This window comes from Klebsiella sp. CN_Kp097 (genome assembly GCF_040064495.1).
Lineage (GTDB): Bacteria > Pseudomonadota > Gammaproteobacteria > Enterobacterales > Enterobacteriaceae > Klebsiella > Klebsiella aerogenes.
Genome location: NZ_JBEAIL010000019.1, coordinates 1 through 23,512, shown reverse-complemented (window position 1 = coordinate 23,512; position 23,512 = coordinate 1). Strand labels below are relative to the sequence as shown.

The 23,512-nt window shown below is 56.1% G+C and carries 18 protein-coding genes; 6 read left to right on the top strand and 12 right to left on the bottom strand.

The genetic code is table 11. From position 1 onward, the window contains the following. Positions 1 to 24 precede the first annotated feature (24 nt). Positions 25 to 1,374: a lysine-sensitive aspartokinase 3 gene (lysC, locus tag ABLV07_RS16455; protein WP_348853869.1), complete on the top strand. Its 1,350-nt coding sequence runs from the start codon at positions 25 to 27 to the stop codon at positions 1,372 to 1,374. 57 nt (positions 1,375 to 1,431) lie between these two features. Here the strand turns inward: lysC and ABLV07_RS16450 are convergent, their stop codons facing one another. Genes ABLV07_RS16450 through ABLV07_RS16440 form a run of 3 tightly spaced genes read right to left on the bottom strand, consistent with a single transcriptional unit; the run spans position 1,432 to position 4,586 of the window. After that, positions 1,432 to 2,220: a nucleotidyltransferase domain-containing protein gene (locus ABLV07_RS16450; RefSeq protein ID WP_045362411.1), complete on the bottom strand. Its 789-nt coding sequence runs from the start codon at positions 2,218 to 2,220 to the stop codon at positions 1,432 to 1,434. A gap of 7 nt (positions 2,221 to 2,227) precedes the next feature. Then, complete coding sequence (locus tag ABLV07_RS16445; protein WP_045362408.1) at positions 2,228 to 3,454, bottom strand: RtcB family protein; 1,227 nt, start codon at positions 3,452 to 3,454, stop codon at positions 2,228 to 2,230. Then, the gene (locus tag ABLV07_RS16440) at positions 3,444 to 4,586 is read right to left on the bottom strand and encodes a slipin family protein (protein ID WP_020079881.1); all 1,143 of its coding nucleotides are present in this window, start codon (positions 4,584 to 4,586) and stop codon (positions 3,444 to 3,446) included. The genes ABLV07_RS16445 and ABLV07_RS16440 overlap by 11 nt, the downstream gene beginning before the upstream one ends. Positions 4,587 to 5,040: 454 nt before the next feature. Between ABLV07_RS16440 and rtcR the strand changes: the two genes are divergently transcribed. From rtcR to ABLV07_RS16425, 3 genes are all read left to right on the top strand, one after another. Next, a complete protein-coding gene (gene rtcR, locus ABLV07_RS16435; protein WP_015368788.1) occupies positions 5,041 to 6,612 on the top strand; it encodes an RNA repair transcriptional activator RtcR in 1,572 nt (523 codons plus the stop codon). A gap of 125 nt (positions 6,613 to 6,737) precedes the next feature. Then, positions 6,738 to 7,667, top strand: coding sequence for a ketopantoate/pantoate/pantothenate transporter PanS (panS, locus tag ABLV07_RS16430; protein WP_020079882.1), 930 nt, complete (start codon positions 6,738 to 6,740; stop codon positions 7,665 to 7,667). Positions 7,668 to 7,791: 124 nt separating this feature from the next. After that, entirely contained in the window at positions 7,792 to 8,064 is a 273-nt protein-coding gene (locus ABLV07_RS16425) for a DUF3811 domain-containing protein (protein WP_348853868.1), read from the top strand. On the opposite strand, the gene rluF is transcribed toward ABLV07_RS16425, so the two are convergent. Both rluF and ABLV07_RS16415 read right to left on the bottom strand, forming a co-directional pair. Then, positions 8,061 to 8,939: a 23S rRNA pseudouridine(2604) synthase RluF gene (gene rluF, locus ABLV07_RS16420; RefSeq protein WP_015368793.1), complete on the bottom strand. Its 879-nt coding sequence runs from the start codon at positions 8,937 to 8,939 to the stop codon at positions 8,061 to 8,063. The genes ABLV07_RS16425 and rluF overlap by 4 nt on opposite strands. A gap of 61 nt (positions 8,940 to 9,000) precedes the next feature. Then, a complete protein-coding gene (locus ABLV07_RS16415) occupies positions 9,001 to 9,246 on the bottom strand; it encodes a YmjA family protein (protein WP_015368794.1) in 246 nt (81 codons plus the stop codon). Positions 9,247 to 9,391: 145 nt separating this feature from the next. On the opposite strand from ABLV07_RS16415, the gene pepE reads away from it, so the two are divergent. Further along, positions 9,392 to 10,081, top strand: a complete 690-nt coding sequence (gene pepE, locus ABLV07_RS16410; RefSeq protein ID WP_015368795.1) for a dipeptidase PepE — start codon at positions 9,392 to 9,394, stop codon at positions 10,079 to 10,081. Between the two features lie 70 nt (positions 10,082 to 10,151). Here pepE and ABLV07_RS16405 read toward each other — a convergent pair whose 3' ends face one another. Continuing rightward, entirely contained in the window at positions 10,152 to 11,783 is a 1,632-nt protein-coding gene (locus tag ABLV07_RS16405; RefSeq protein WP_015368796.1) for a Na/Pi cotransporter family protein, read from the bottom strand. 130 nt (positions 11,784 to 11,913) lie between these two features. After that, on the bottom strand, positions 11,914 to 15,597 hold the full coding sequence (gene metH, locus ABLV07_RS16400; protein WP_063445218.1) for a methionine synthase: 3,684 nt from the start codon (positions 15,595 to 15,597) through the stop codon (positions 11,914 to 11,916). 195 nt (positions 15,598 to 15,792) lie between these two features. Here metH and iclR point away from each other — a divergent pair, with 195 nt between their 5' ends. Beyond that, positions 15,793 to 16,623 carry a glyoxylate bypass operon transcriptional repressor IclR gene (gene iclR / locus ABLV07_RS16395; RefSeq protein WP_015368798.1) on the top strand — a complete coding sequence of 277 codons (831 nt, stop codon included), beginning with the start codon at positions 15,793 to 15,795 and terminating at the stop codon, positions 16,621 to 16,623. A gap of 51 nt (positions 16,624 to 16,674) precedes the next feature. Here iclR and aceK read toward each other — a convergent pair whose 3' ends face one another. The 5 genes from aceK to ABLV07_RS16370 all read right to left on the bottom strand — a co-directional run bounded on the left by aceK (position 16,675) and on the right by ABLV07_RS16370 (position 23,203). After that, positions 16,675 to 18,459, bottom strand: coding sequence for a bifunctional isocitrate dehydrogenase kinase/phosphatase (aceK, locus tag ABLV07_RS16390; RefSeq protein ID WP_015704022.1), 1,785 nt, complete (start codon positions 18,457 to 18,459; stop codon positions 16,675 to 16,677). Between the two features lie 100 nt (positions 18,460 to 18,559). Further along, positions 18,560 to 19,864 (bottom strand): isocitrate lyase, encoded by a 1,305-nt coding sequence (gene aceA / locus ABLV07_RS16385; RefSeq protein ID WP_015368800.1) that lies wholly within the window; start codon positions 19,862 to 19,864, stop codon positions 18,560 to 18,562. A 31-nt stretch (positions 19,865 to 19,895) separates the two neighbouring features. Further along, positions 19,896 to 21,497, bottom strand: coding sequence for a malate synthase A (aceB, locus tag ABLV07_RS16380; RefSeq protein ID WP_348853864.1), 1,602 nt, complete (start codon positions 21,495 to 21,497; stop codon positions 19,896 to 19,898). 260 nt (positions 21,498 to 21,757) lie between these two features. Next, entirely contained in the window at positions 21,758 to 22,687 is a 930-nt protein-coding gene (gene metA / locus ABLV07_RS16375) for a homoserine O-succinyltransferase (protein WP_015368802.1), read from the bottom strand. A 126-nt stretch (positions 22,688 to 22,813) separates the two neighbouring features. Then, positions 22,814 to 23,203, bottom strand: coding sequence for a YjaA family stress response protein (locus tag ABLV07_RS16370; RefSeq protein WP_020079891.1), 390 nt, complete (start codon positions 23,201 to 23,203; stop codon positions 22,814 to 22,816). Positions 23,204 to 23,512 lie beyond the last annotated feature (309 nt).

Genomic DNA, 23,512 nt, shown 5'->3' with positions numbered 1-23,512 from the left:
CAGGCCCCCTGACACGAGGTTGTTATGACAGATTTAGTTGTTGCTAAGTTCGGCGGCACCAGCGTGGCCGATTTCGACGCGATGAACCGTAGCGTCGACGTCGCGCTGCTGGATGCGAATACCCGCGTAGTGGTGTTATCCGCATCGGCTGGCGTTACCAATATCTTAGTTGCTTTAGCGGCAGGGCTGGAACCCACCGAACGTTTCGCTAAGCTCGATGAAATGCGCCAAATCCAGTTCAATATTCTGGAGCGTTTACGTTATCCCAACGTTATTCGTGAAGAAATTGAACGTCTGCTGGAAAACATTACTACCCTGGCGGAAGCTGCCTCGCTGGCGAGCTCGGAAGCCTTGACCGATGAACTGGTGAGCCACGGCGAACTGATGTCCACCTTACTGTTCGTTGAGATCCTGCGCGAACGCGGTATTGCGGCGCAGTGGTTCGACGTACGTAAAGTGATGCGCACCAACGATCGTTTCGGCCGTGCCGAACCGGATATCGCCGCGCTGGCGGAGCTAACGCAACAACAACTGGCGCCGCGCCTGCAAGAAGGCCTGGTTATTACCCAGGGCTTTATCGGCAGCGAAGCCAAAGGACGCACCACTACCCTTGGTCGCGGCGGCAGCGACTATACCGCTGCGCTGCTCGGCGAGGCCTTAAACGCCAGCCGTGTGGATATCTGGACCGATGTCCCAGGGATCTACACAACCGACCCGCGCGTCGCGCCCGCGGCGAAACGCATCGATGTGATCGCTTTCGCTGAAGCCGCGGAGATGGCCACGTTCGGGGCCAAGGTATTGCATCCGGCCACCCTGCTGCCGGCCGTACGCAGCGATATTCCGGTATTCGTCGGTTCCAGTAAAGAACCTAAAGCCGGCGGCACGCTGGTCTATCATAAAACCGAAAATCCACCGCTGTTCCGCGCGCTGGCGCTGCGTCGTCGTCAGACGCTACTGACCCTGCACAGCCTGCATATGCTGCACTCCCGCGGCTTCCTTGCTGAAGTGTTCGGTATTCTGGCGCGGCATAATATTTCCGTCGATCTGATCACCACCTCGGAAGTGAGCATTGCGCTGACCATGGACACCACCGGTTCTACCTCCGCTGGCGATACCCTGCTCACCCAGGCGCTGCTGACCGAGCTCTCTTCGCTGTGCCGCGTCGAAGTGGAAGAGAATCTGGCGCTGGTCGCCCTGATCGGCAACGAGCTGTCGAAAGCCTGCGGCGTCGGTAAAGAGGTGTTTGGCGTACTGGAACCGTTCAATATCCGCATGATCTGTTACGGCGCATCCAGCCACAATCTGTGCTTCCTGGTACCGGGCGACGATGCGGAGAAAGTGGTGCAGAAGCTGCATCATAATTTGTTTGAATAATCGCGACGGGAAAGCCCGTTAGCAAAAGGCCCGGTTTCGTCAGAAGCCGGGCCTTTTTTATGGCGCCAGTACCGTGCTCATCAGCAAGCGATCGAGTTGCTCAACGCGCCCCGTTCGGCTATCCGGCAGTTCCGGCGCTACCTCGCCACGCGCCAGCTCATGTTGAATAAAGGCATGCAAAAGCGGGCGTCGTATGCCGTACTCTGCTTCGCCGGCACGTTGTTTGCGAACCAGCAGCTCATCGATTTCATTACGCAGGGCGGGTTCCAGTTCGCTGCCCGCCAGCAGTTCGCTAAAACGCATCGGCGGCACGCCTTTACCGGCTTCAACCCAGCGCACGGCCAACAGCGGGCGCAGTACATAAAAGTATTTTTTCAACCGTACCTGCTCACCCTGCAGGTAGCCGCGAAAGTTCTTCCGCGCCATTGAATAGTAGTGCCAACGGGCGCGCAGTGGTGAAAACCATTGCGGCACCAGCGCTTTTAACGCCGCCACTGTCGACGCGTCCTGCTGATACACCACCGGTGAATCCAGCCACTCTATAAGAGTAGGGTTCGCCGCTTTCAATAACCCCAGCGCTTTGCGCCACTCCCAGCCGCAGACATCCAGCTCATCATCTATCGGCAGTTCGATAACATCGCGCTGCGCTTCCACGCGTAAATACCATTCGGGTTGATGAACATATAAAAAGCGAACATCATAATCGCTATCCGGCGAGGCAAAACCCCAGCCGCGGCTACCCGATTCACAGGCATACAGCACCCTGACCTTGTAGCGTTGTTCTATGTCGGCTAACTGCCGCTGCACGCGCTGGCGCATCGCGGCATCGACGCTATTTTCACTCATTATTTTTTTATCCTTTAACACAGACGACCTGACGCAGGGTATGTACCACCTCTACCAGCGACGATTGCGCGGCCATCACCGCCTCAATGTCTTTATAAGCCAGCGGAATTTCGTCGATCACCTCACTATCTTTTCGGCATTCGACATGGGCGGTCGTGCGGATCTGGTCTGCGACGGTGAACCGCTTTTTCGCCGCCGTTCGGCTCATCACGCGTCCTGCGCCGTGGCTACATGAGCAGAAACTCTCTTCATTACCCAATCCGCGCACAATGAAGCTTTTTGCCCCCATTGAGCCGGGAATGATGCCCATTTGCCCCTTCTGCGCCGATACCGCGCCTTTACGCGTGACCAGAACCTCTTCGCCAAAGTGCCGCTCTTTCTGCACATAGTTATGGTGGCAATTGACCGCCTCCTGCTGGGTCATAAACGGTTTCGTCACAATGGCCGATAGCGCCGCCAGTACCCGCGCCATCATTACCTCGCGATTATGCCTGGCGAAATCCTGCGCCCATTCCACCGCCTCGATGTAATCCTCGTAGTGCGGGTTACCTTCCTGAAAGTAGGCCAGATTTCTGTCCGGCAGATTAGCGATATGCTGCTGCATATCGTTCTGCGCCAGGGTAATAAACAGGTTGCCAATAGCATTGCCGACGCCGCGCGAACCGCTATGCAGCATTACCCATACCCGCTGCTGTTCATCCAGGCACACTTCAATAAAGTGATTGCCGGTACCCAATGTTCCGAGATGCTGATGATTATTGGTTTTCAACAACTGCGGATATTTGTCCGTCAGGCGCTTAAAGCGCGGAGCCAGTAGCGACCACTGCTGATCGACTTCCTGCGGCGGCGTCTCCCAGGCGCCTTTATCGCGCCGGGAGCGCGTATTAGTTCGCCCGTGCGGTACCGCCTGCTCGATCGCGCTGCGCAATCCGCCCAGGTTATCCGGCAGATCGCTGGCAATGAGCGAAGTACGCACCGCCATCATACCGCAGCCAATATCCACGCCGACGGCCGCCGGAATGATTGCCCCTTTTGTCGGGATCACGCTGCCAATGGTCGAGCCTTTCCCGAGATGCACGTCCGGCATCACCGCCAGATGTTTAAAGACAAACGGCATTTTTGCCGTATTCAGCAACTGGACGCGAGCTTCCGGCTCTACCGGCACGCCGCGGGTCCACATTTTGATCGGCGCACTATTTTCCGCCGTCAGCAGGTGATAATCGTTATGCGCCATGGTTCACTCCATTAATGTTGATAAGTCCATGTAATACCTGGTCCAGCCCGCCAAATACGGAGATTTTATCGATTCGCTCCGCGACGCGTTCGAGCGTTTCAAGCTCTTTTAAGCGCAGGGCGACCGGATTGTTTTCCATTACTTTGGCCGTGTTCAATAAAGAACGAGTTGCCGCCGTCTCTTCCCGGCGGCGGATAACGTTGGCCTGGGCCGATTTCTCCGCTTCCACCAACTGCGACAAAATGGCCTTCATGTCGCCTGGCAGGACGATATCTTTTACTCCCAACGAGGCGATCTCGATGCCGAATGGCGCCATACGCTCTTTCACCTGCGCGCTCACCACTTCATCAATCATCTGTTTATTTTCCAGAAGCTCATCCAGCGTACGTGTACCGACCGCTTCGCGCAGCGCGAACTGCAGTTCACGATACAGATGATCCAGCGGTTTAGTTAACTGGCAAAATGCCGTCAGCACGTCTTGATAACGCCAGTTCGCCGCCAGATTCAGGCGTAAATTAACTTTGTCTTTGGTCAGGATCTCCTGACCGCTGACCTCCAGCACCTGCAGACGAGTATCCACCACTTCGGCTTCCAGCAGATGGTTAATCTTCCAGTAGGCAGTCAAGCCGGGCGGTAGAGCTTTCTGCAACTGGCCGTCAATTTTCAACACCCCAACATGCCAGGCAGGAACCTGTACCGTCAGTATCGACTCACGCCCTTTTACCGCGCCGCTGCGTCGAGGTTGCAGTACCGCGTTCATCACCTCTGCGGGTACCAGCACCTCGCGAGTATCCATGCGTACCAGCTTCAGCGCATTGCCATATTGCCAGTACAGACGGCGCGTCGCTGGCGGGATGATCTCCTGCAGTACGCCATCGATATACAGCGCGCCGGCTTCCTCTTCCGCCATATCAGCCGCCAGGCAGTAACGGTCGATCCATTCAGGCTGGAAGCGGCGCATATAGTCGGCCAACGCCTGCGGTACTTCGCTGCCATCGGTGGTGACGATCAGCACTTCCGGTGTGGAAAACCACGGTAAGCGATGCTCGCCGGCTTCCAGCACCTGATAGTAGTCGCCCGCTTTCGCCAGCAGACCTAATTGACCTTTTCGTATCGTCATTTTCTTAGCCATTATTCGTTCCTTAAAAATGGAGCAGGCGCGGATGCAAAGGCGAAGCGGCAGGGGAACTCCCTTTTGCCTGGCGCCCGGCATTATTATCGGCAACCTGCTTTGGGGACCGCCAAACACGCAGTTCCCCGGTTTATTATTTTGATTTACAACCAGTTTCATCGAGGAGATGAATGAGGGAATCGAACCCTCCACTTATGTGGTCAGTTGCTGACGGAACGCGGCAGAAAAACGAACTGCGCCGTTTCTACAGCGCCGGCGGGGTTTTAACCCCCTGCATTTCAGCGCGTTGACAATAGAGTTATTGCCAGAAGCGTGCCAAAAACGTAAAACAACAAAATAATTTTTTAACAAACTGAAAATTAATGACTTTTATTTATTAAGCATCTATTCCGATTGCCTGCAGAAAGATATATTTTTATCTTTAAGTATCTAATTTTATCTTGTGGGATAAATCATGAGAAAACGTCGGGTGGTTATTGGCGTACTGGGGACGGTGCTCGATAAACGTGGCAAGCGCGCCAACCGTTTTCGCAAGTGGCGGCCAACGGTTGGGTTGTGCCAACAAGCTGAAATGCCCATTGATCGGCTGGAACTACTGCATCAGCCGCGTGACATCGGCATGGCGCAGCAGCTCGCCGAAGATGTGGCGTTGGTTTCGCCACAGACCGAAGTACATCCGCATGCTGTAGCCATCGCCAATCCCTGGGATTTCGAAGAGGTGTATGCCGCCTTTCTTGATTTTGCGACCCGCTACCCGTTCGATACCGACAATGAAGAGTATCTGGTGCATATCACCACCGGAACGCACGTGGCGCAGATCTGCTGGTTCCTGTTGACCGAGGCGCGCTATCTGCCCGCCAGTTTGCTGCAGACCGGCCCGGCGCCAAAAGGCGCCACCGACGAGCAGATCGCGGCCGGTACCGCCTCGGTTATCGATCTGGATTTAAGCCGCTATGCCACTCTAACCAGCCGTTTTCAGCGTGAACAACAGCAGTCCGTTTCATTTCTTAAGGACGGGATTGAAACCCGCAACGCCACCTTCAATAAGCTTATCGATCGCATTGAGCGGGTTTCTCTGCGTTCAACCGATCCGATTCTACTCACCGGGCCTACCGGCGCGGGCAAATCCTTTCTCGCGAAACGCATTTTCCAGCTACGCCAGTCACGCCACCTGGTGGCGGGTAAGTTTGTCGCCATCAACTGCGCCACGCTGCGTGGCGATAACGCCATGTCGACGCTTTTCGGCCACGTCAAAGGCGCTTTTACTGGCGCGCAAGCGGCACGTAGCGGCCTGCTACGCGAGGCCGATGGCGGGGTGTTGTTTCTCGATGAAATTGCCGAACTGGGCCTCGATGAACAGGCGATGTTGTTAAAAGCGATTGAAGAAAAAAGCTTTTTCCCGTTTGGCTCCGACAAAGAAGTGCACAGTGATTTTCAACTGATTGCGGGTACCCACCGCGACATGCGCCAGTGGGTCGCCGATGGCCGCTTTCGTGAGGATTTATACGCGCGTATCAACATGTGGAGCTTTGCGCTACCCGGTCTGGCGCAGCGTAGAGAAGATATTGCGCCCAATATTGAGTACGAATTGCAACGTTTCTCCAGCGCCAGACAGCAGCAAATACGTTTTGATAAAGACGCGCGCGTGCGCTATTTGGCTTTCGCCAGTTCGCCGCAGGCCCAGTGGCGCGGAAATTTTCGCGAGCTTGGCGCCTCGGTGACCCGCATGGCGACCCTCGCCGAACAGGGCCGAATTACGCTGGATGTAGTCGATGAGGAAATTTCGCGACTGAGCGAGAGCTGGCAGATCAACGATCCTCTTCCCGCCGTCATCGACGAGATCGATCTGTTCGATCGCCGTCAGTTGGAAACGGTGCTGGAGGTTTGCCGCCGCAGCGCTTCGCTATCTGAAGCCGGCCGTGAGTTGTTTGCGGTCTCCCGGCTGAAAAAGGCCAATCCGAATGATGCCGACCGGTTACGCAAGTACCTCGCCCGCTTTGGTCTCAGTTGGGAAAGCCTGGGCTAATCATCATGAGCATAATTTGTTTGAATATTATTCCTTAGCGCGATAAACAATAGCTATAGCCGGGCTCGAACCCGGCTTTTTTATAACAACATCAACACAACAAACACTGTCGCAAGGAATACACTATGCTCGCCACGCTTACGCGGCTGTTCCCCTTATGGGCGCTGCTGCTCTCCGTCCTGGCTTATTACACGCCAACCACTTTTACCCCTATCGGCCCGTGGGTCACCACACTGCTGATGCTGATTATGTTCGGCATGGGCGTCCATTTGAAGCTGGACGATTTTAAGCGCGTGCTGTCACGTCCGGCGCCGGTCGCTGCGGGAATTTTTCTGCATTACCTGGTGATGCCGCTCGCCGCCTGGCTACTGGCGCTGCTGTTCCACATGCCGCCAGAACTCTCCGCCGGGATGGTGCTGGTCGGCAGCGTCGCCAGCGGCACGGCATCCAACGTCATGATCTACCTGGCGAAAGGCGATGTCGCGCTGTCGGTAACCATCTCTTCCGTTTCTACGCTGGTTGGCGTGGTTGCCACGCCGCTGCTGACGCGCCTGTACGTTGATGCGCACATTCAGGTCGATGTGATGGGCATGCTGCTAAGCATCCTGCAAATCGTGGTGATCCCAATCGGCCTCGGTCTGATTGTCCATCACCTGTTGCCAAAAGTGGTAAAGGCGGTGGAACCCTTCCTTCCCGCCTTCTCCATGCTGTGCATCCTGGCGATTATCAGCGCCGTGGTCGCCGGTTCCGCATCGCATATCGCCTCGGTTGGCCTGGTAGTCATCGTGGCGGTCATTCTGCATAACGCCATCGGCCTGCTCGGCGGCTACTGGGGCGGGCGCCTGTTCGGTTTTGATGAATCCACCTGCCGCACCCTGGCGATCGAAGTGGGTATGCAAAACTCCGGCCTCGCCGCGGCCCTCGGGAAAATCTACTTCGGCCCGCTGGCCGCCCTGCCCGGCGCGCTGTTCTCGGTATGGCATAACCTTTCCGGCTCGCTGCTGGCGGGTTACTGGTCCGGTAAGCCGACGACCAAAAAAGGCAACCAGCGCTAATCGTATACGTCCGGGAAAATGCCCGGACGTGTCTTCCCTTCCTTTGCATTCTCGCAAGGGTAAGCTATCGGTAATTCACCTATTGCCGTACACTGGGTTCTCTGGTCTGATTGAGGGCACCACCATGGCACTCCCCCGCATTACACAAAAAGAGATGACCGAGCGCGAACAGCGCGAATTGAAAACGCTGTTGGACCGCGCGCGTATCGCGCACGGCCGCCCGCTGAGCAATGCGGAAACGAACAGCGTAAAAAAGGAATATATCGATAAGCTGATGGCGCTGCGCGAAGCGGAAGCGAAGAAAGCCCGCCAGGCGAAAAAACAGCAGGCTTACAAAGTAGACAAAGAGACGACATTTTCGTGGTCGGCGAATACGCCGACCCGCGGCAGGCGTTAGCGGCCTTTCTTTTTACGTCCCGGCTGAGCGAAACGTTTACCGTTCGAGGCCGGGCGGCCTCCTTTATCGTTGGTTTTTTCCATCTTCACCACCGGGCGTTTGATCCCGGCGGTCGCCGCTTTGGCCTTCGGTTTAGCTTTTGGCTTCGCTTCGGAAGAGGAGTTTTCAATCAGCTTGAACAGGTCGATCAGCTCATCATCGGTTAAATCGCGCCACTCACCCAGGGGAATGCCCGTCAGGCTAACGTTCATAATGCGCGTCCGCTCCAGCTTCGTGACTTCATAGCCGAAATGCTCGCACATGCGGCGGATCTGACGGTTTAACCCCTGAACCAGCGTAATGCGGAACACGAACGGCGCTTCTTTCTTGACCTTACATTTCTTGGTCACGGTACCAAGAATCGGCACCCCCGCGCCCATGCCACGAATAAACTCATCGGTAACCGGCTTATCGACGGTGACCAGATACTCTTTTTCGTGGTCGTTGCCGGCGCGCAGGATTTTGTTGACCAGATCGCCATGGTTGGTCAGGAAAATTAACCCCTGGGAGTCTTTATCGAGACGGCCAATCGGGAACACACGTTTACTGTGGTTCACGAAGTCGACAATATTATCGCGCTCGCCATCTTCGGTAGTGCTGACAATACCTACTGGCTTATTCAGCGCAATCAGCACCAAATCATCGGCTTCTCGCGGCTCAATCAGCTGACCGTTGACTTTCACCACATCGCCCGGCTTCACTTGATCGCCAATGGCGGCGCGCTTACCGTTGATAAAGACGTTGCCTTGTTCAATAAAGCGGTCCGCTTCGCGACGCGAGCAAATCCCGCTTTCGCTGATGTATTTATTTAATCGAGTAGATGAGTCGGTCAGCATAGTTTCTCCTTTGACAGCGAAATATACCTCACCTTACTGGCGATAAAAAACAGGGATAGCGTTATTCATTACCCCATTGATTGAGGAAATTGGCGATATCGTCGATACGCTGTTCGGCAATGCCTGCTTCACGGGCCATCTCCTGCTGCGCTTCCTCGCTGATCTCCTCGTTATTCATTAAGCGCGTAATCAGCAGCTGGAAGTAATGCGCCAGACAATCGCGCTCGGAATCTTTTACCGCTTCTGCGCACTCCGTCGAGTACTCATCCACGATGTCATAATATTTCAGCGGTATTTCATTGTTCATAGGTCGTCTCCGGGGTGGCTAGCATCTGCGCTTTCGGCCCCGATGATAGCATTCAGCTTATCTGCACCGTGAGCCATATCAGCGCCCCGACGCCGGGCCAATGATAGAATCGGCGTCAAATGACATGTTTACACAGGATGAAAAGATGGAACTGCTGTTACTGAGTAACTCAACGCTACCGGGCAAAGCCTGGATGGAACATGCGCTGCCGCTGATTGCCGGCCAGGTCAAAGGCCGCCGTTCGGCGGTATTTATTCCCTTCGCCGGGGTGACGCAAAGCTGGGATGATTACACCGCCAAAGCCGCCGCAGTCATGGCGCCTATGGGCGTCAGCGTGACCGGTATTCACAGCGTCGCCGACCCTATCGCCGCCATTGAAAACACCGAGATGGTTATCGTCGGCGGCGGGAACACCTTCCAGCTTCTGAAAGAGTGTCGCAGCCGCGGGCTGCTGGCGCCGATTGTCGATGTCGTCAAGCGCGGAGCGTTGTATATCGGCTGGAGCGCGGGATCTAACCTCGCCTGCCCGACCATTCGCACCACCAACGATATGCCGATTGTCGATCCTCAGGGGTTTGACGCGTTAGGGCTGTTCCCGCTGCAGATTAACCCGCACTTCACCAACGCGCTGCCGACCGGACATCAGGGTGAGACCCGCGAGCAACGTATTCGCGAATTGCTGGTCGTGGCGCCGGAATTAACGGTGATTGGCCTGCCGGAGGGGAACTGGATTCAGGTCAGCGACGGACACGCCACGCTCGGCGGCCCGAACCCGACGCTGTTGTTCAAAGCGGGAGAAGAAGCGGTAACCCTGGCCGCGGGACACCGTTTCTAGGCTGGTTTGGCGAACATTACCCGGATAGCGGCGCGTTGCGCCTTATCCGGGCTACCCTGCGTAAATCCCGCTAATAATCATCCCGCTCGTCGTCTTCATCCGGCTGCTCCATCACGCTATAGGCAACAGCGCAGAACAGCGAGTTCAGACGCTTCATATCGCCCAGCAGCGCCAGATGCAACGTACTGGTTTCGATACTCTGCACGTTTTGCTGATGCAGGCGGTCAACGTGCGCGTGCGAGTAACGGCGGTTGAGAATACGGAAACGGTGCTTACTGCGGCGCAACCGACGGGCGCTCGGCACGTCGCCCGAAAAGAAGACCGACATTGCCAGCTGCAGGTTACTGAGCAGTAGCTCGTATAACGCATCCAGCTCTTTTAGCCCCTCGACGGAAAATGCGCGCCGCGCCGCCAGAGATTTATCGGCGATTTCGCTGCCCATTCGCTCGACGATGTCAGACGCCTGCTCCAGGTTGAGCGACATCTCGATAATTTCCGCCCAGCGGCGAGACTCCTCTTCCGCCAGCTCGTCCTTCGGCATCCGCGCCAGATAAAGCTTAATCGCCGTATACAGCACGTTGATATCGTCCGCCATCCGCCTCAACTCTTTCTCTTCGCGCGGCTCGCCGTGCATCACCTTGCGCAGGCTTTCCAGCATCTGCTCCATGGCGTCGCCGATACGTAGGGTTTCACGCGCGGCATTGGCCAACGCCAATGCCGGCGTATCCAACGCCGAGGGATCCAGATGCTTCGGCTTAAGATGGTTATCCAGCTCCGGCTCATCGCGGATCAGGCGTTTACACAGATTCGCCATCGGCCCGGCGAACGGCACCATCGCCACACAGCGAATCAGGTTGTAGAAGACGTGGAAGTAGATGACCAGCTCCGACTCTTCCAGCGGCAATTTGTGCATGACATCCGCCAGTACGTGCACAAATGGCAAAATTATCAAGCTCCCCACCAGCTTGAACAGCAGGCTGCCAAGCGCCACCCGCCGCGCCGCCGCATTGGCGCCGCTGTTGTTAAGCATCGCCAGCAGGCCTGAGCCAAGGTTAGCGCCGATGACCAGACATAGCGCCACCGGGAAAGAGATCACCCCGGTGCCGGTTAACGTTGCGGTCAGCAGCACGGCCGCCAGGCTGGAGTAACTGATAATGGCGAACACGGCGCCAATCAGCGCATCCAGCATGATATCGCCGGTCAGCGAGGCGAAAATCACCTGAACGCCGTTGGCCTGGGTAATCGGATGCACCGCCTGGACGATGAGCTCCAGCGCCAGCAGGATAAGCCCGAGGCCGATACCCACCCGTCCAAGCTGGCCCGCGCGCGTCTGTTTACGCCCGAGGAAGAAAATAACGCCGATAAATATCAGCAGCGGCGATAGCCAGGAGAGGTCGAAGGTCAGTACCCTCGCCATCAGCGCCGTCCCCACATCCGCACCCAGCACCATGACCAGCGCTGGCGCCAGCGCGACCAGATCCTGGGCCACAAACGACGTCACCAGCATGGTGGTGGCGTTACTGCTCTGCACCAGCGCGGTGACGCCAATCCCCGCGCAGAAGGCGAGCGGTTTTTTCTCCACGCTACTGCTGAGCACGGTACGCAGGCGCGCGCCAAAGACGCGCATCACGCCGGTGCGCACAATATGGGTACCCCACACCAGTAGGGCTACGGCGGAAAGTAGGTGTAACAGCGTTAACACAGAATCAGCTTCTCCTTATCGTTATAAGTGTTCCTGAGGTTTAAACCTCCCTTCAGTATAAGGGGTTAACTTCAATAAAGAGACAAGGCGCTCAAAGAGCGCCCTGTTTGTTGTAACGAAACATATTTCGTTAGTCAGCATCATAGCCGAGGTTAGGGGCGAGCCAACGCTCAACTTCGGCCGCCGTCATCCCTTTACGCAGGGCGTAATCTTCTACCTGGTCGCGCTGAATCTGCGCCACGGCGAAGTACTTACTATCAGGATGGCTGAAGTACCAGCCGGAAACCGATGCGCCAGGCCACATGGCGAAGGACTCGGTGAGCTTCATGCCGGTATGCGCTTCCACATCCAACAGTTCCCAGATGGTCGCTTTCTCGGTGTGTTCCGGGCAGGCCGGATAACCGGGCGCCGGGCGGATCCCCTGGTAATTTTCGCGGATCAGCTCTTCATTGCTGAGGTTCTCATTGGCCGCATAGCCCCAGTAAACCTTACGCACTTTCTCATGCAGATACTCGGCGAAGGCTTCCGCCAGACGGTCGGCGATGGCCTTAACCATGATCTTGTTATAGTCGTCGTGCTGCGCTTCATAGGCTTCCGCCAGCGCGTCTTCTTCCAACCCGCCGGTCACCGCGAAAGCCCCGATATAGTCCGCTTTACCGCTCAGCTTCGGCGCAACAAAATCAGCGAGGCAGTAGTTCGCGAAGCCGACTTTTTCCGTTTGCTGGCGCAGGTGATGGCTGACCGTCAGCACGTGGGTGCGGGTTTCATCACGATAGATTTCCACGTCGTCGCCAACTCGGTTGGCCGGGAACAGCCCGACCACGCCGCGCGGGTTGAGCGTTTTTTCGGCGCTGAGTTTATCCAGCAAATCGTTGGCGTCTTTAAACAGGCGTTGCGCCTCTTCACCCACCACTTCATCTTCCAGGATACGCGGATATTTACCCGCCAGCGACCAGGTCATAAAGAACGGCGTCCAGTCGATGTAGTTACGCAACGTTTCGATGCTGGCTTCCACCTCCTGCACGCCCAGACGGTGGGCTACCGGCGGCGTGTAGCTCTCCCAGTCAAACGCCAGATCGTTTTCCCGCGCCGCCTGCAGAGTCACCGGCGGCGTGCGCGGCTTTTTACGCCCGTGCTGGATTCGCACGGTTTCATACTCTTTACGGGTACGGGCGACAAAATCATCGCGCTGGGTTGCCGACAGCAGGGCTGAAACCACGCCTACGGTACGCGAGGCGTTCTGCACGTAGACCGTCGGGCCACTGTAGTTCTGTTCGATTTTCACCGCGGTATGGGCTTTCGAGGTCGTCGCTCCGCCAATCAGCAGCGGAATGGTAAAGCCCTGACGCTCCATCTCTTTCGCCACGTTGACCATTTCGTCCAGCGACGGCGTGATAAGCCCGGAGAGACCAATCAGATCGGCGTTTTCTTCGCGCGCGGTACGCAGGATTTTCTCTGCCGGCACCATCACGCCGAGATCGATAATTTCGTAGTTGTTGCACTGCAGCACTACGCCGACGATGTTTTTACCAATATCGTGTACATCGCCCTTCACGGTGGCGATCACCATCTTACCGTTGCTGGAGCCCTGTTCTTTGCTGGCTTCGATGTAAGGTTCGAGGTAGGCCACCGCCTGTTTCATCACCCGCGCGGATTTTACCACCTGCGGCAAGAACATTTTCCCTTCGCCGAACAGATCGCCGACCACGTTCATGCCATCCATCAGCGGCCCTTCAATCACCTCAATCGGCCGTTCGGCCTGCTGGCGCGCCTCTTCCGTATCCTGCTCGATAAATTCGGTAATCCCTTTGACCAGCGAGTATTCAAGACGCTTTTTCACCTCCCAGCTGCGCCATTCCGCCTGCTGAGCGCTCGCGCTATCGTCCGCTTTGCTGCCGCGATATTTTTCCGCCAGCTCAAGCAATCTTTCGGTACTGTCATCGCGGCGGTTAAGGATCACATCTTCAACCGCGTCGCGCAGCTCGCCAGGCAGATCGTCGTAAATCGCCAGCTGGCCGGCATTGACGATGCCCATATCCATACCGTTGCGGATAGCGTAGTAGAGGAATACGGCGTGGATCGCTTCACGTACCGGATCGTTACCGCGGAACGAGAACGACACGTTGGAGACGCCGCCGGAAATCAGCGCATGCGGCAGCTCGCGTTTTATGTCTTCACAGGCGCCGATAAAGTCCTGAGCGTAGTTGTTGTGCTCTTCAATACCGGTGGCGACGGCAAAAATGTTGGGGTCGAAGATAATATCTTCCGGCGGGAAGCCGACCTCTTCGGTGAGGATTTTGTAGGCGCGACGGCAAATTTCGATTTTGCGCTCGCGGGTATCGGCCTGGCCTACTTCATCAAAGGCCATGACCACCATTGCCGCGCCGTAGCGGCGAACCAGCTTAGCGTGATGAATAAAGGGTTCGACGCCCTCTTTCATCGAGATCGAGTTAACGATGCCCTTGCCCTGAATGCACTTGAGCCCTTTTTCGATGACTTCCCACTTGGAGGAGTCGATCATAATCGGCACGCGGGCAATATCCGGTTCACCCGCTATCAGGTTGAGGAAACGCACCATCGCCGCTTCGGCATCGAGCATCCCCTCATCCATATTGATATCGATAATCTGCGCGCCGCTTTCCACCTGCTGGCGCGCCACGTCCAGCGCTTCGCTGTATTTCTCTTCTTTGATTAAGCGCTTAAATTTAGCGGAGCCGGTGACGTTGGTCCGCTCACCCACGTTGACGAACAGGCTATCGTCGCCGATGTTCAGCGGCTCCAGGCCAGACAGACGGCAGGCGACCGGCAGTACCGGCAGCTGGCGCGGCGGTAAGCCTTCTACCGCCCGGCTCATGGCGGCGATATGTTCCGGGGTGGTGCCGCAGCAGCCGCCGACGATATTAAGGAAACCAGCCTGCGCCCATTCGCGAATTTGCGCCGCCATGGTGTCGGCATCCAAATCGTATTCGCCGAAGGCGTTCGGCAGTCCGGCATTCGGGTGCGCGGTAACGTAGCATTCGGCGATCCGCGAAAGCTCCTGCACGTACTGGCGCAGCTCATCCGGCCCCAGCGCGCAGTTCAGGCCGAAGGTCAGGGCATCGGCGTGGCGCAGCGAATTATAGAACGCTTCGGTCGTCTGCCCGGACAGTGTACGTCCGGAGGCATCGGTGATAGTGCCGGAAATCATAATCGGCAACTCGACGCCGAGCGCCTCAAATTCTTCTTTGACCGCGAAAATCGCCGCTTTGGCGTTCAGGGTGTCAAAGACCGTTTCAATAAGAATGAGATCCGAGCCGCCTTCCACCAGCGCTTTGGTGGATTCACGATAGGCGGCCACCAGCTGATCGAACGTGATATTCCGAAATGCCGGATCGTTGACGTCCGGAGAAATAGAAGCGGTGCGGTTGGTCGGCCCGAGCACCCCCGCCACATAGCGCGGTTTTTCCGGCGTACGCGCGGTCCACGCGTCGGCGCTGGCGCGGGCCAGCTTTGCGGCGGCAAAGTTGATTTCCGCCGACAGGGATTCCATTTGGTAATCCGCCATCGCGATGGTTGTCGAGTTGAAGGTATTGGTCTCGATAATATCCGCGCCGGCGGCGAAATAGGCGTCGTGGATCTCGCGAATAACCTCAGGCTTGCTGAGGACCAGCAGGTCGTTATTGCCTTTCAGGTCGCACGGCCAATCGGCAAAGCGTTCGCCGCGGAAATCCTGCTCACTCAGACGATAGCCCTGGATCATGGTGCCCATGCCCCCGTCCAGAACCAGAATGCGTTCTCTTAACTGCTGATGTAATTGTTCTACTTTGTTACTCACACAGACTCCCGACAGCGCTCAACTCAGACCAAAAAGCCAACAAACCATACTGGCATAAACCAACCTGCCGGAAAAGGAAACCTGCAGCAACATGAGACAAGTTCAACTTCACTCCTCCGATCAGTCTGGTTGTGATTGCATTATCGCCAAATAAAACGAAAATCATTTCCACGATACAGAAAAAAGGAGTTCATCATGGCTACCCCGGTTCCCGCCAAACGCGGCAGAAAACCCGCCGCTGCCGCCCCTGCCGCGCAGGCTGGCGGGCAAGTGCAGTCGCTTACCCGCGGCTTAAAACTGCTTGAATGGATTTCTGAATCGCATAGCAGCGTCGCGCTCACCGAACTGGCGCAGCAGGCGGGACTGCCTAACTCCACGACCCATCGTCTGCTCACCACCATGCAGCAGCTCGGTTTTGTCCGCCAGGTCGGCGATCTGGGGCACTGGGCGATTGGCGCGCATGCGTTTGTCGTCGGCAGCAGCTTCCTGCAAAGCCGCAATCTGCTGGCCATCGTCCATCCTATTCTGCGCCAGCTGATGGAAGATTCCGGCGAAACGGTCAACCTGGCGGTGCTGGATAAAAGCGATCATCAGGCGATTATCATTGACCAGGTGCAATGTACGCAGCTGATGCGCATGTCGGCGCCGATTGGCGGCAAATTGCCGATGCACGCGTCAGGCGCCGGAAAAGCGTTTCTGTCGCAGTTGAGCGAAGAAGAGGTCACCACGCTGCTACATCGGAAAGGGCTGCACGCTTACACCCACGCCACCCTGGTTTCTCCGGTACATTTGAAAGAGGATTTGGCCCAAACGCGTAAACGCGGCTATTCATTTGATGATGAAGAACATGCGCTGGGGCTGCGCTGTATCGCCTCCTGCATTTACGACGAACACCGCGAGCCGTTCGCCGCTATCTCCATCTCCGGGCCGATTTCGCGCATGACCGATGACCGGGTGACCGAGCTTGGCGCGCTGGTTATTAAGGCTGCAAAAGAAGTCACGCTGGCATACGGCGGGGTTAAATAATAAAAATGCCCCAAAGGGGCATTTTTAGTAGGCCTGATAAGCGTAGCGCCATCAGGCAGATCGGCGCACCTTGCCGGATGGCGGCGTAAACGCCTTATCCGGCCTACTGTCGGCGCCATAGCGCACGCTAAAACGCTGCCTACGCCGGTAAGCATAAACATCTTCCACGTGTCCGTTTTTAATTCGCGTCTGTAATTCGCGCCAGTAATCGGCACGCAGCAAATCGGCGTGCATTTCCTCCAGTAATGGTCCGATCCGCGGATCGGCGCACAACCAGTGACGGAACTCTTCCGGGAAGACATCGCCAGGGGACACGCTATACCAGGGTTCACTAGCCAGCTCATCTTCCGGATAGCGCGGCGGCGGAATATCGCGAAAATTCACCTCTGTCATGTAGCAAATTTCATCGTAATCATAGAATACCACCCGCCCGTGGCGCGTGACGCCGAAGTTTTTGAACAGCATGTCGCCGGGGAAGATATTGGCGGCCGCCAGTTGGCGAATGGCATTACCATACTCTTCTACCGCGTCGCGCAGCGCCTGACCTTCCACCTGCTCCAGCCAGATATTGAGCGGCACCATCCGTCGTTCAATATAAAGATGGCTGATGGCAATGCGATCGCCGAGGTCGGTCAACTTATTTCCCGCTTCCGCCTGCAACAGCGTCATCAGCTCGGGCGCAATTTGCCGCTTATCGAGCACAAAGTTTTCAAATTCCTGAGTATCCGCCATCCGCCCGACGCGGTCGTGTTCTTTGACCAGCTGATAGCAGGCGCGGACGTGGGCGGCAGTCATCTCTTTTTGCGGCGCAAAGCGGTCTTTAATCACCTTAAATACCCGGTCGAATCCCGGCAGGGTAAAGACCAACATCACCATCCCACGGATGCCTGGCGCTTCAATAAACTGCTCATCGCTGCGGGTAACATAGTGCAGGTACTCGCGATAACTTTCCGTTTTAGCATGCTTCTGGCAGCCAATCGCCATATATAGCTCGGCGGTAGTTTTTCCCGGCAGAATCTCGCGCAGCCATTCAACCAGCGCCGCGGGCAGCGGCGCGTAGACCATGAAATAGGAGCGGGCGAAACCAAAGACGATACTCGCCTCGGCGTGGGTCGTCAGGCAGGTATCCACAAACAGCTGACCGTCATCGCTACGATGTATCGGCAGCAGGAACGGCAGCGTCGCCATCGGCGTAATCAGTTTACCCACCAGCCAGGCGGCTTTATTACGGTAAAACAGCTCATTCGCCACCTGCAGATGCGACTGCGACAGCAACTCGCCGCCAAGCGCTTCGCGTAAATGACTGACGATATAACCGATATCACGCCCTTTGTTTTGCCACGGCAGGCGCAGCGGCAAATCGGCAAGCAGGTTATGCATCAGGTATTCCCAGCCGCGTTCGGGATAAAAGTCCTTCGCCAGCGGTCGCGAAATCGTGCGAAAACGCCGTTCCGGCTGGGAGCTGAAAATAAAGAGCCGCTCGGGGGTCAGCGAGCGGTGGTCAAACAGTCGGCAGTAGACCGAGTTGAAAAAGCTCTCCGCAATTTCAAAGCGAGGGTAATCCGGCAAAAGTTGGGTGTACTGCTGTTTCACCCGCAGAAGAAAATCGACGTCGGTACTTTTCCCTTCGGTAATACAGCGCAGCTGTTCTACCACCAGACCCACGTGGTGATCGTAGAGGTGGATACGCTGCTTCATCGCCTGCTGCACGGCGTGCCAGTCAGCCTGTTCAAAGCGCTGCTGCGCGCCGGAAGTGACTTCCAGAAAACGCCCGTACTGGGCGTCGAATCCCTGTAAAATGGTTTGGGCAATCAGTAGTTCCAGGCCACGCGTCATCGCTTTCCCCCATCCGGCACAACATCATGCCGGATGGCGCGTTCGCTTATCCGGCCTACACCTTTGTAGGCCCGGTAAGCACAGCGCCACCGGGCATTGCTTAAAACTGCGATTCTTCGGTCGAGCCGGTCAGCGCCGTTACCGACGAGGTCCCCCCCTGGATAATGGTGGTCACTTTATCGAAGTACCCGGTACCCACCTCCTGCTGATGCGACACGAAGGTGTAGCCTTCCGGCCCGGCGGCAAACTCCGGCTGCTGAACTTTTTCGACGTAGTGACGCATGCCTTCACCCTGCGCGTAGGCGTGGGCCAGGTCGAACATGTTGAACCACATGCTGTGAATACCCGCCAGGGTAATGAACTGGAATTTATAGCCCATATCCGACAGCTGCTGCTGGAAGCTGGCGATGGTTTTATCGTCGAGATTTTTCTTCCAGTTAAAAGATGGCGAGCAGTTATAGGCCAGCAGCTTGCCCGGGAAGCGGGCGTGGATCGCCTCGGCAAAACGACGCGCCTGTTCAATGTCCGGTTTGGAGGTTTCACACCATACCAGGTCAGCGTAAGGGGCGTAGGCCAGGCCGCGGCTGATTGCCTGTTCGATTCCGGCATGGGTGCGATAAAAACCTTCGCTGGTGCGATCGCCGGAGATAAACTCGCGATCGTAAGGATCGCAATCCGAGGTAATCAGGTCAGCGGCATCGGCGTCGGTACGGGCGATAAGCAGCGTCGGCACGCCCATCACATCCGCCGCCAGGCGCGCGGCGACCAGCTTCTGAATCGCCTCTTGTGTCGGCACCAGCACCTTGCCGCCCATATGTCCGCACTTCTTCACCGACGCCAGCTGATCTTCGAAATGCACGGCCGCTGCACCGGCCGCAATCATCGATTTCATCAGCTCAAAGGCGTTCAGCACGCCACCAAAACCGGCTTCCGCATCGGCGACGATCGGCAGGAAATAGTCGATAAAACGCGGATCGTTCGGCTCAATCCCCGCCGCCCACTGGATCTGATCGGCGCGACGGAAGGTGTTATTGATCCGATCAACCACCGACGGAACCGAGTTAGCCGGGTACAACGATTGATCCGGGTACATACTGGAGGCCAGGTTGGCGTCGGCGGCGACCTGCCAGCCAGACAAGTAGATGGCTTCAATGCCCGCCTTCGCCTGCTGCAGCGCCTGACCGCCGGTTAACGCGCCAAGGCTGTTGATATAACCCTTTTTCGCTTCACCATGCAGCAGACGCCACATTTTCGCCGCGCCAAGCTGCGCCAGCGTGCATTCCGGGTTCACCGAGCCGCGTAACTTCACCACCTCTTCCGCGCTGTATGGGCGGGTAATGCCTTCCCAGCGCGGGTTCGTCCACTCTTTGTTTAATTCTTCGATTTGTTGGGTACGGGTTTTCATGTGCAGATGCTCCATATAGTGATGGGGTGAATTACGCCAGCAGGCGGTAACCTGGCAGAGTCAGGAAGTCGATCAGTTCGTCGGAAGTGGTGATTTGCTCCATCAGTCGCGCCGCATCGTCAAAGCGACCGTGGCTGAAGCGGTGTTCTCCCAACTCTTCCTGAATCACCATCAGCTCTTCAGCCAGCCACTGGCGGAACAGCGCCTTGGTAACCGGTGTGCCGTCGTTCAGGGTTTTCTGGTGATGGATCCACTGCCAGATAGAGGTACGCGAAATCTCAGCCGTCGCCGCATCTTCCATCAGGCCGTAAATCGGTACGCAGCCGTTGCCGGAGATCCAGGCCTCGATGTACTGCACCGCCACGCGGATATTAGCGCGCATGCCGGCTTCGGTGCGCTCGCCCTCGCAGGGAGCCAGCAGCTGCTCGGCGGTAATCGGCGCGTCGTCATTGCGGGTAACAAACAGCTGGTTAGGATGTTCGCCCAGTACGCGGTTAAAGACGCCCATCGCCGTATCCGCCAGTCCCGGATGCGCAATCCAGGTGCCATCGTGGCCATTGTTGGCCTCCAGCTCTTTATCGGCGGTGACTTTATTCAGCACCTGACGATTGCGCTCGGCGTCTTTGCTCGGGATAAAGGCCGCCATACCGCCCATCGCGAAGGCGCCGCGTTTATGGCAGGTCTTAATCAGCAGGCGTGAATAGGCGCTGAGGAAGGGCTTATCCATCGTCACCACCTGGCGATCCGGCAGGACGCGGTCTGGGTGGTTTTTCAGCGTCTTGATATAGCTGAAGATATAGTCCCAGCGCCCGCAGTTCAGGCCGACAATGTGGTCGCGCAGCGCATGCAGGATTTCATCCATCTGGAACACCGCCGGCAGCGTTTCAATCAGCAACGTGGCCTTAATGGTGCCGCGCGGCAGTTCAAAGCGATCCTCGGTAAAGCTGAAGACTTTGCTCCACCATGCCGCTTCCTGCCAGGCCTGGGTTTTCGGCAGATAGAAATAGGGGCCGCTCCCTTTCGCCAGCAGTGCCCGGTAGTTGTGGAAGAAATAGAGCGCAAAATCGAACAGACTGCCGGGAATCGCCTCACCACGCCAGGTAACGTGTTTTTCCGGCAGATGCAGGCCGCGAACGCGGCAGACCAGAACCGCCGGATCGGGCTGCAACTGATAAATTTTCCCCGCTTCGTTGGTGTAGCTGATGGTGCCGTTGACCGCATCACACAGGTTGATTTGGCCATCAATGACTTTGTGCCAATCCGGCGCCAGCGAGTCTTCGAAATCAGCCATAAAGACTTTGACGTTAGCATTCAGGGCGTTAATTACCATCTTGCGTTCAACCGGACCGGTGATTTCTACGCGGCGGTCCTGTAAATCGGCCGGAATACCTCGAATCTTCCAGTCACCATTACGAATGGAAGCCGTTTCCGAAATAAAATCAGGAAGATTTCCATCATCAATGGCCTGCTGTTGCTGGACGCGTACCGCCAACAGTTGATTACGCTCAGGCATAAAGCGGCTCACCAGTTCCGTCAGGAACTCCACCGCTTCCGCAGTCAGAATTTGCTTCTCCTGCTCGCCATAAGGCTGGCTGAAGGCCAGTTCATCGGTCATTGTCGCCTGGTGCGTCATTGTGCAGCTCCTCTTGGTTGATCCTGGTAGCGCGAACGAAAGATCGTTGTCTGCTTTTCGCTCAGCACAATTAAGACTACTCAAGAATTTTCCAAAATCAAAAACAATTTCCATTTTCAATTTAAAATTTATACAACATCTTGATAACAAAGAAATTAAAGTTTAAATAGAAGGGGAAGTGATTTTCGGAAATAAAAAAGGCACCCGAAGGTGCCTGAGGCGAGATGCTGAAACGCTTTAGGATCGTACGCGCTGGTAGATTAATCCAGCGTGGGATTCATATGTCGCAGATCGTATGGTGTGATTTGGTAGACGTAATAGTTAAGCCAGTTGGCAAACAGGAGATTGCCATGACTGCGCCAGGTCGCCCGCGGTTTATTGTTTGGATCGTTATTCGGGAAGTAGTTGTCCGGAAGCTGTGGCGCTAAACCTGCCTCCAGATCGCGGAAGTATTCACTTGCCAGGGTATGCGGATCGTATTCAGGGTGACCGGTAACAAAAGCGATACGCTTGTCTTTGCTGGCGAACAGATAGGCATCGCCATCTTCGGTTTCAGCAAGAATATCGAGGTCGGTGTAGTCACGAATCAGCCCGGCCGGGAAGTCGGCATAGCGCGAATGAGGCGCAAGGAAGGTGTCATCAAACCCGCGAGTCAGCAGCGCATGCGGGTGCAAAATATGGTGTTCATAAACGCCAGAGATCTTTTCGGTACGAGTTTGCTTAGGGATGCCATACAGAATATTCAGTGCTGCCTGTACCGCCCAACAGACAAATAGCGTTGACGTGACGTGATCCTTAGCCCACTCCAGTACCTGTTTAATCTGCGGCCAGTAGGCAACATCGTTAAACTCGACCAGCCCCAACGGCGCACCGGTAACAATCAGACCATCGAAGTTCTGCTCGCGAATATCTTCGAAATTGCAGTAAAAGTTATTCAGGTGCTCCGTCGGCGTATTACGCGACTCACGCGCATCGATGCGTAGCAGCTGGATATCAACCTGCAGCGGCGAGTTCGACAGCAGCCGCAGGAACTGATTCTCCGTCTCGATCTTCTTGGGCATCAGATTGAGAATTAACACCTTCAGCGGGCGGATTTCCTGAGTTGTAGCACGCGATGTGGTCATCACGAAGACGTTTTCATCGCGCAAGAAATTGACGGCCGGTAGCTCGTCCTGCACCCGAATTGGCATAGCTGTATCACCTCATTACATACGTATAAACGTTTAGACATCCAGATAGCTGACAATAACCAGGAATAAACAAAATGTCGAGTCTGCAAGCGGAAGGTGAGAAAGTTTCAATATCGACAACAGCCGTCAGAGCGTGGAATTAGCCAGCAACGCACGAACTTCAACATCATTGCGTACATGGCTGCTGCAGCGAACTTCTAGCTGGCGGTAACGCATTGATACGGCGCTGGCAACCATTTCCATTATTGCGCGCTCTTCGACTTGTGATAACCCTCCTTCATTTAACTCCATGGCATCGACCAGAATGCGAAAGCGCTTTCTTTTCAGCAAACGCGCCAGCCAGTTTTCGCCTTTTTGTTGTTGGATCAGGGGATATAAGACGTCATGCGCAGCAAAAAACTGTGCCACGAGGAGACGTTGATTGCTAAATGCCCCGCTGCCACTGTATTCGCGGTTATCATCGAGGTTGCGTACGGTCATTCGGTTTTTATACAACGAGATATATAAGATGGTCACGCGTCCTTTCCTGTTTCAGCAAGATCCTGAGAGGATAATAACAGCTGACAGGAGACTTTAGACGCTCCGTATCAAGTTTCGGAATAGGGAGTGGGATTTCCCCGGAGGCGGCACAGGCCGGGGGGAGGAGCGGTAGCCCCGGTAAGCGCAGCGCCACCGGGGAGATGGCAGCACCTCTGGCCGCAAAACACAAAAACAAAAGGCCCGGTCTTCCGACTGGGCCTTTCGTTTACGTTGCTATAACAGTGGCTTTCCCCGGAGGCGGTGCTGCGCACCTTTTCCGGGCTACGGGGTCTGTAGCCCCGGTAA

Excerpts from the sequence above, each read along its gene's own strand:
- ABLV07_RS16415 (WP_015368794.1), bottom strand. The coding sequence starts at position 9,246 with ATGAACAATGAAATACCGCTGAAATATTATGACATCGTGGATGAGTAC.
- aceB (WP_348853864.1), bottom strand. The coding sequence starts at position 21,497 with ATGACGCACCAGGCGACAATGACCGATGAACTGGCCTTCAGCCAGCCT.
- rluF (WP_015368793.1), bottom strand. The coding sequence starts at position 8,939 with ATGCTGACCGACTCATCTACTCGATTAAATAAATACATCAGCGAAAGC.
- aceA (WP_015368800.1), bottom strand. The coding sequence starts at position 19,864 with ATGAAAACCCGTACCCAACAAATCGAAGAATTAAACAAAGAGTGGACG.
- lysC (WP_348853869.1), top strand. The coding sequence starts at position 25 with ATGACAGATTTAGTTGTTGCTAAGTTCGGCGGCACCAGCGTGGCCGAT.
- ABLV07_RS16450 (WP_045362411.1), bottom strand. The coding sequence starts at position 2,220 with ATGAGTGAAAATAGCGTCGATGCCGCGATGCGCCAGCGCGTGCAGCGG.
- aceK (WP_015704022.1), bottom strand. The coding sequence starts at position 18,459 with ATGACGCGTGGCCTGGAACTACTGATTGCCCAAACCATTTTACAGGGA.
- metA (WP_015368802.1), bottom strand. The coding sequence starts at position 22,687 with ATGCCAATTCGGGTGCAGGACGAGCTACCGGCCGTCAATTTCTTGCGC.
- ABLV07_RS16445 (WP_045362408.1), bottom strand. The coding sequence starts at position 3,454 with ATGGCGCATAACGATTATCACCTGCTGACGGCGGAAAATAGTGCGCCG.
- ABLV07_RS16425 (WP_348853868.1), top strand. The coding sequence starts at position 7,792 with ATGGCACTCCCCCGCATTACACAAAAAGAGATGACCGAGCGCGAACAG.
- rtcR (WP_015368788.1), top strand. The coding sequence starts at position 5,041 with ATGAGAAAACGTCGGGTGGTTATTGGCGTACTGGGGACGGTGCTCGAT.
- pepE (WP_015368795.1), top strand. The coding sequence starts at position 9,392 with ATGGAACTGCTGTTACTGAGTAACTCAACGCTACCGGGCAAAGCCTGG.
- iclR (WP_015368798.1), top strand. The coding sequence starts at position 15,793 with ATGGCTACCCCGGTTCCCGCCAAACGCGGCAGAAAACCCGCCGCTGCC.
- panS (WP_020079882.1), top strand. The coding sequence starts at position 6,738 with ATGCTCGCCACGCTTACGCGGCTGTTCCCCTTATGGGCGCTGCTGCTC.
- ABLV07_RS16440 (WP_020079881.1), bottom strand. The coding sequence starts at position 4,586 with ATGGCTAAGAAAATGACGATACGAAAAGGTCAATTAGGTCTGCTGGCG.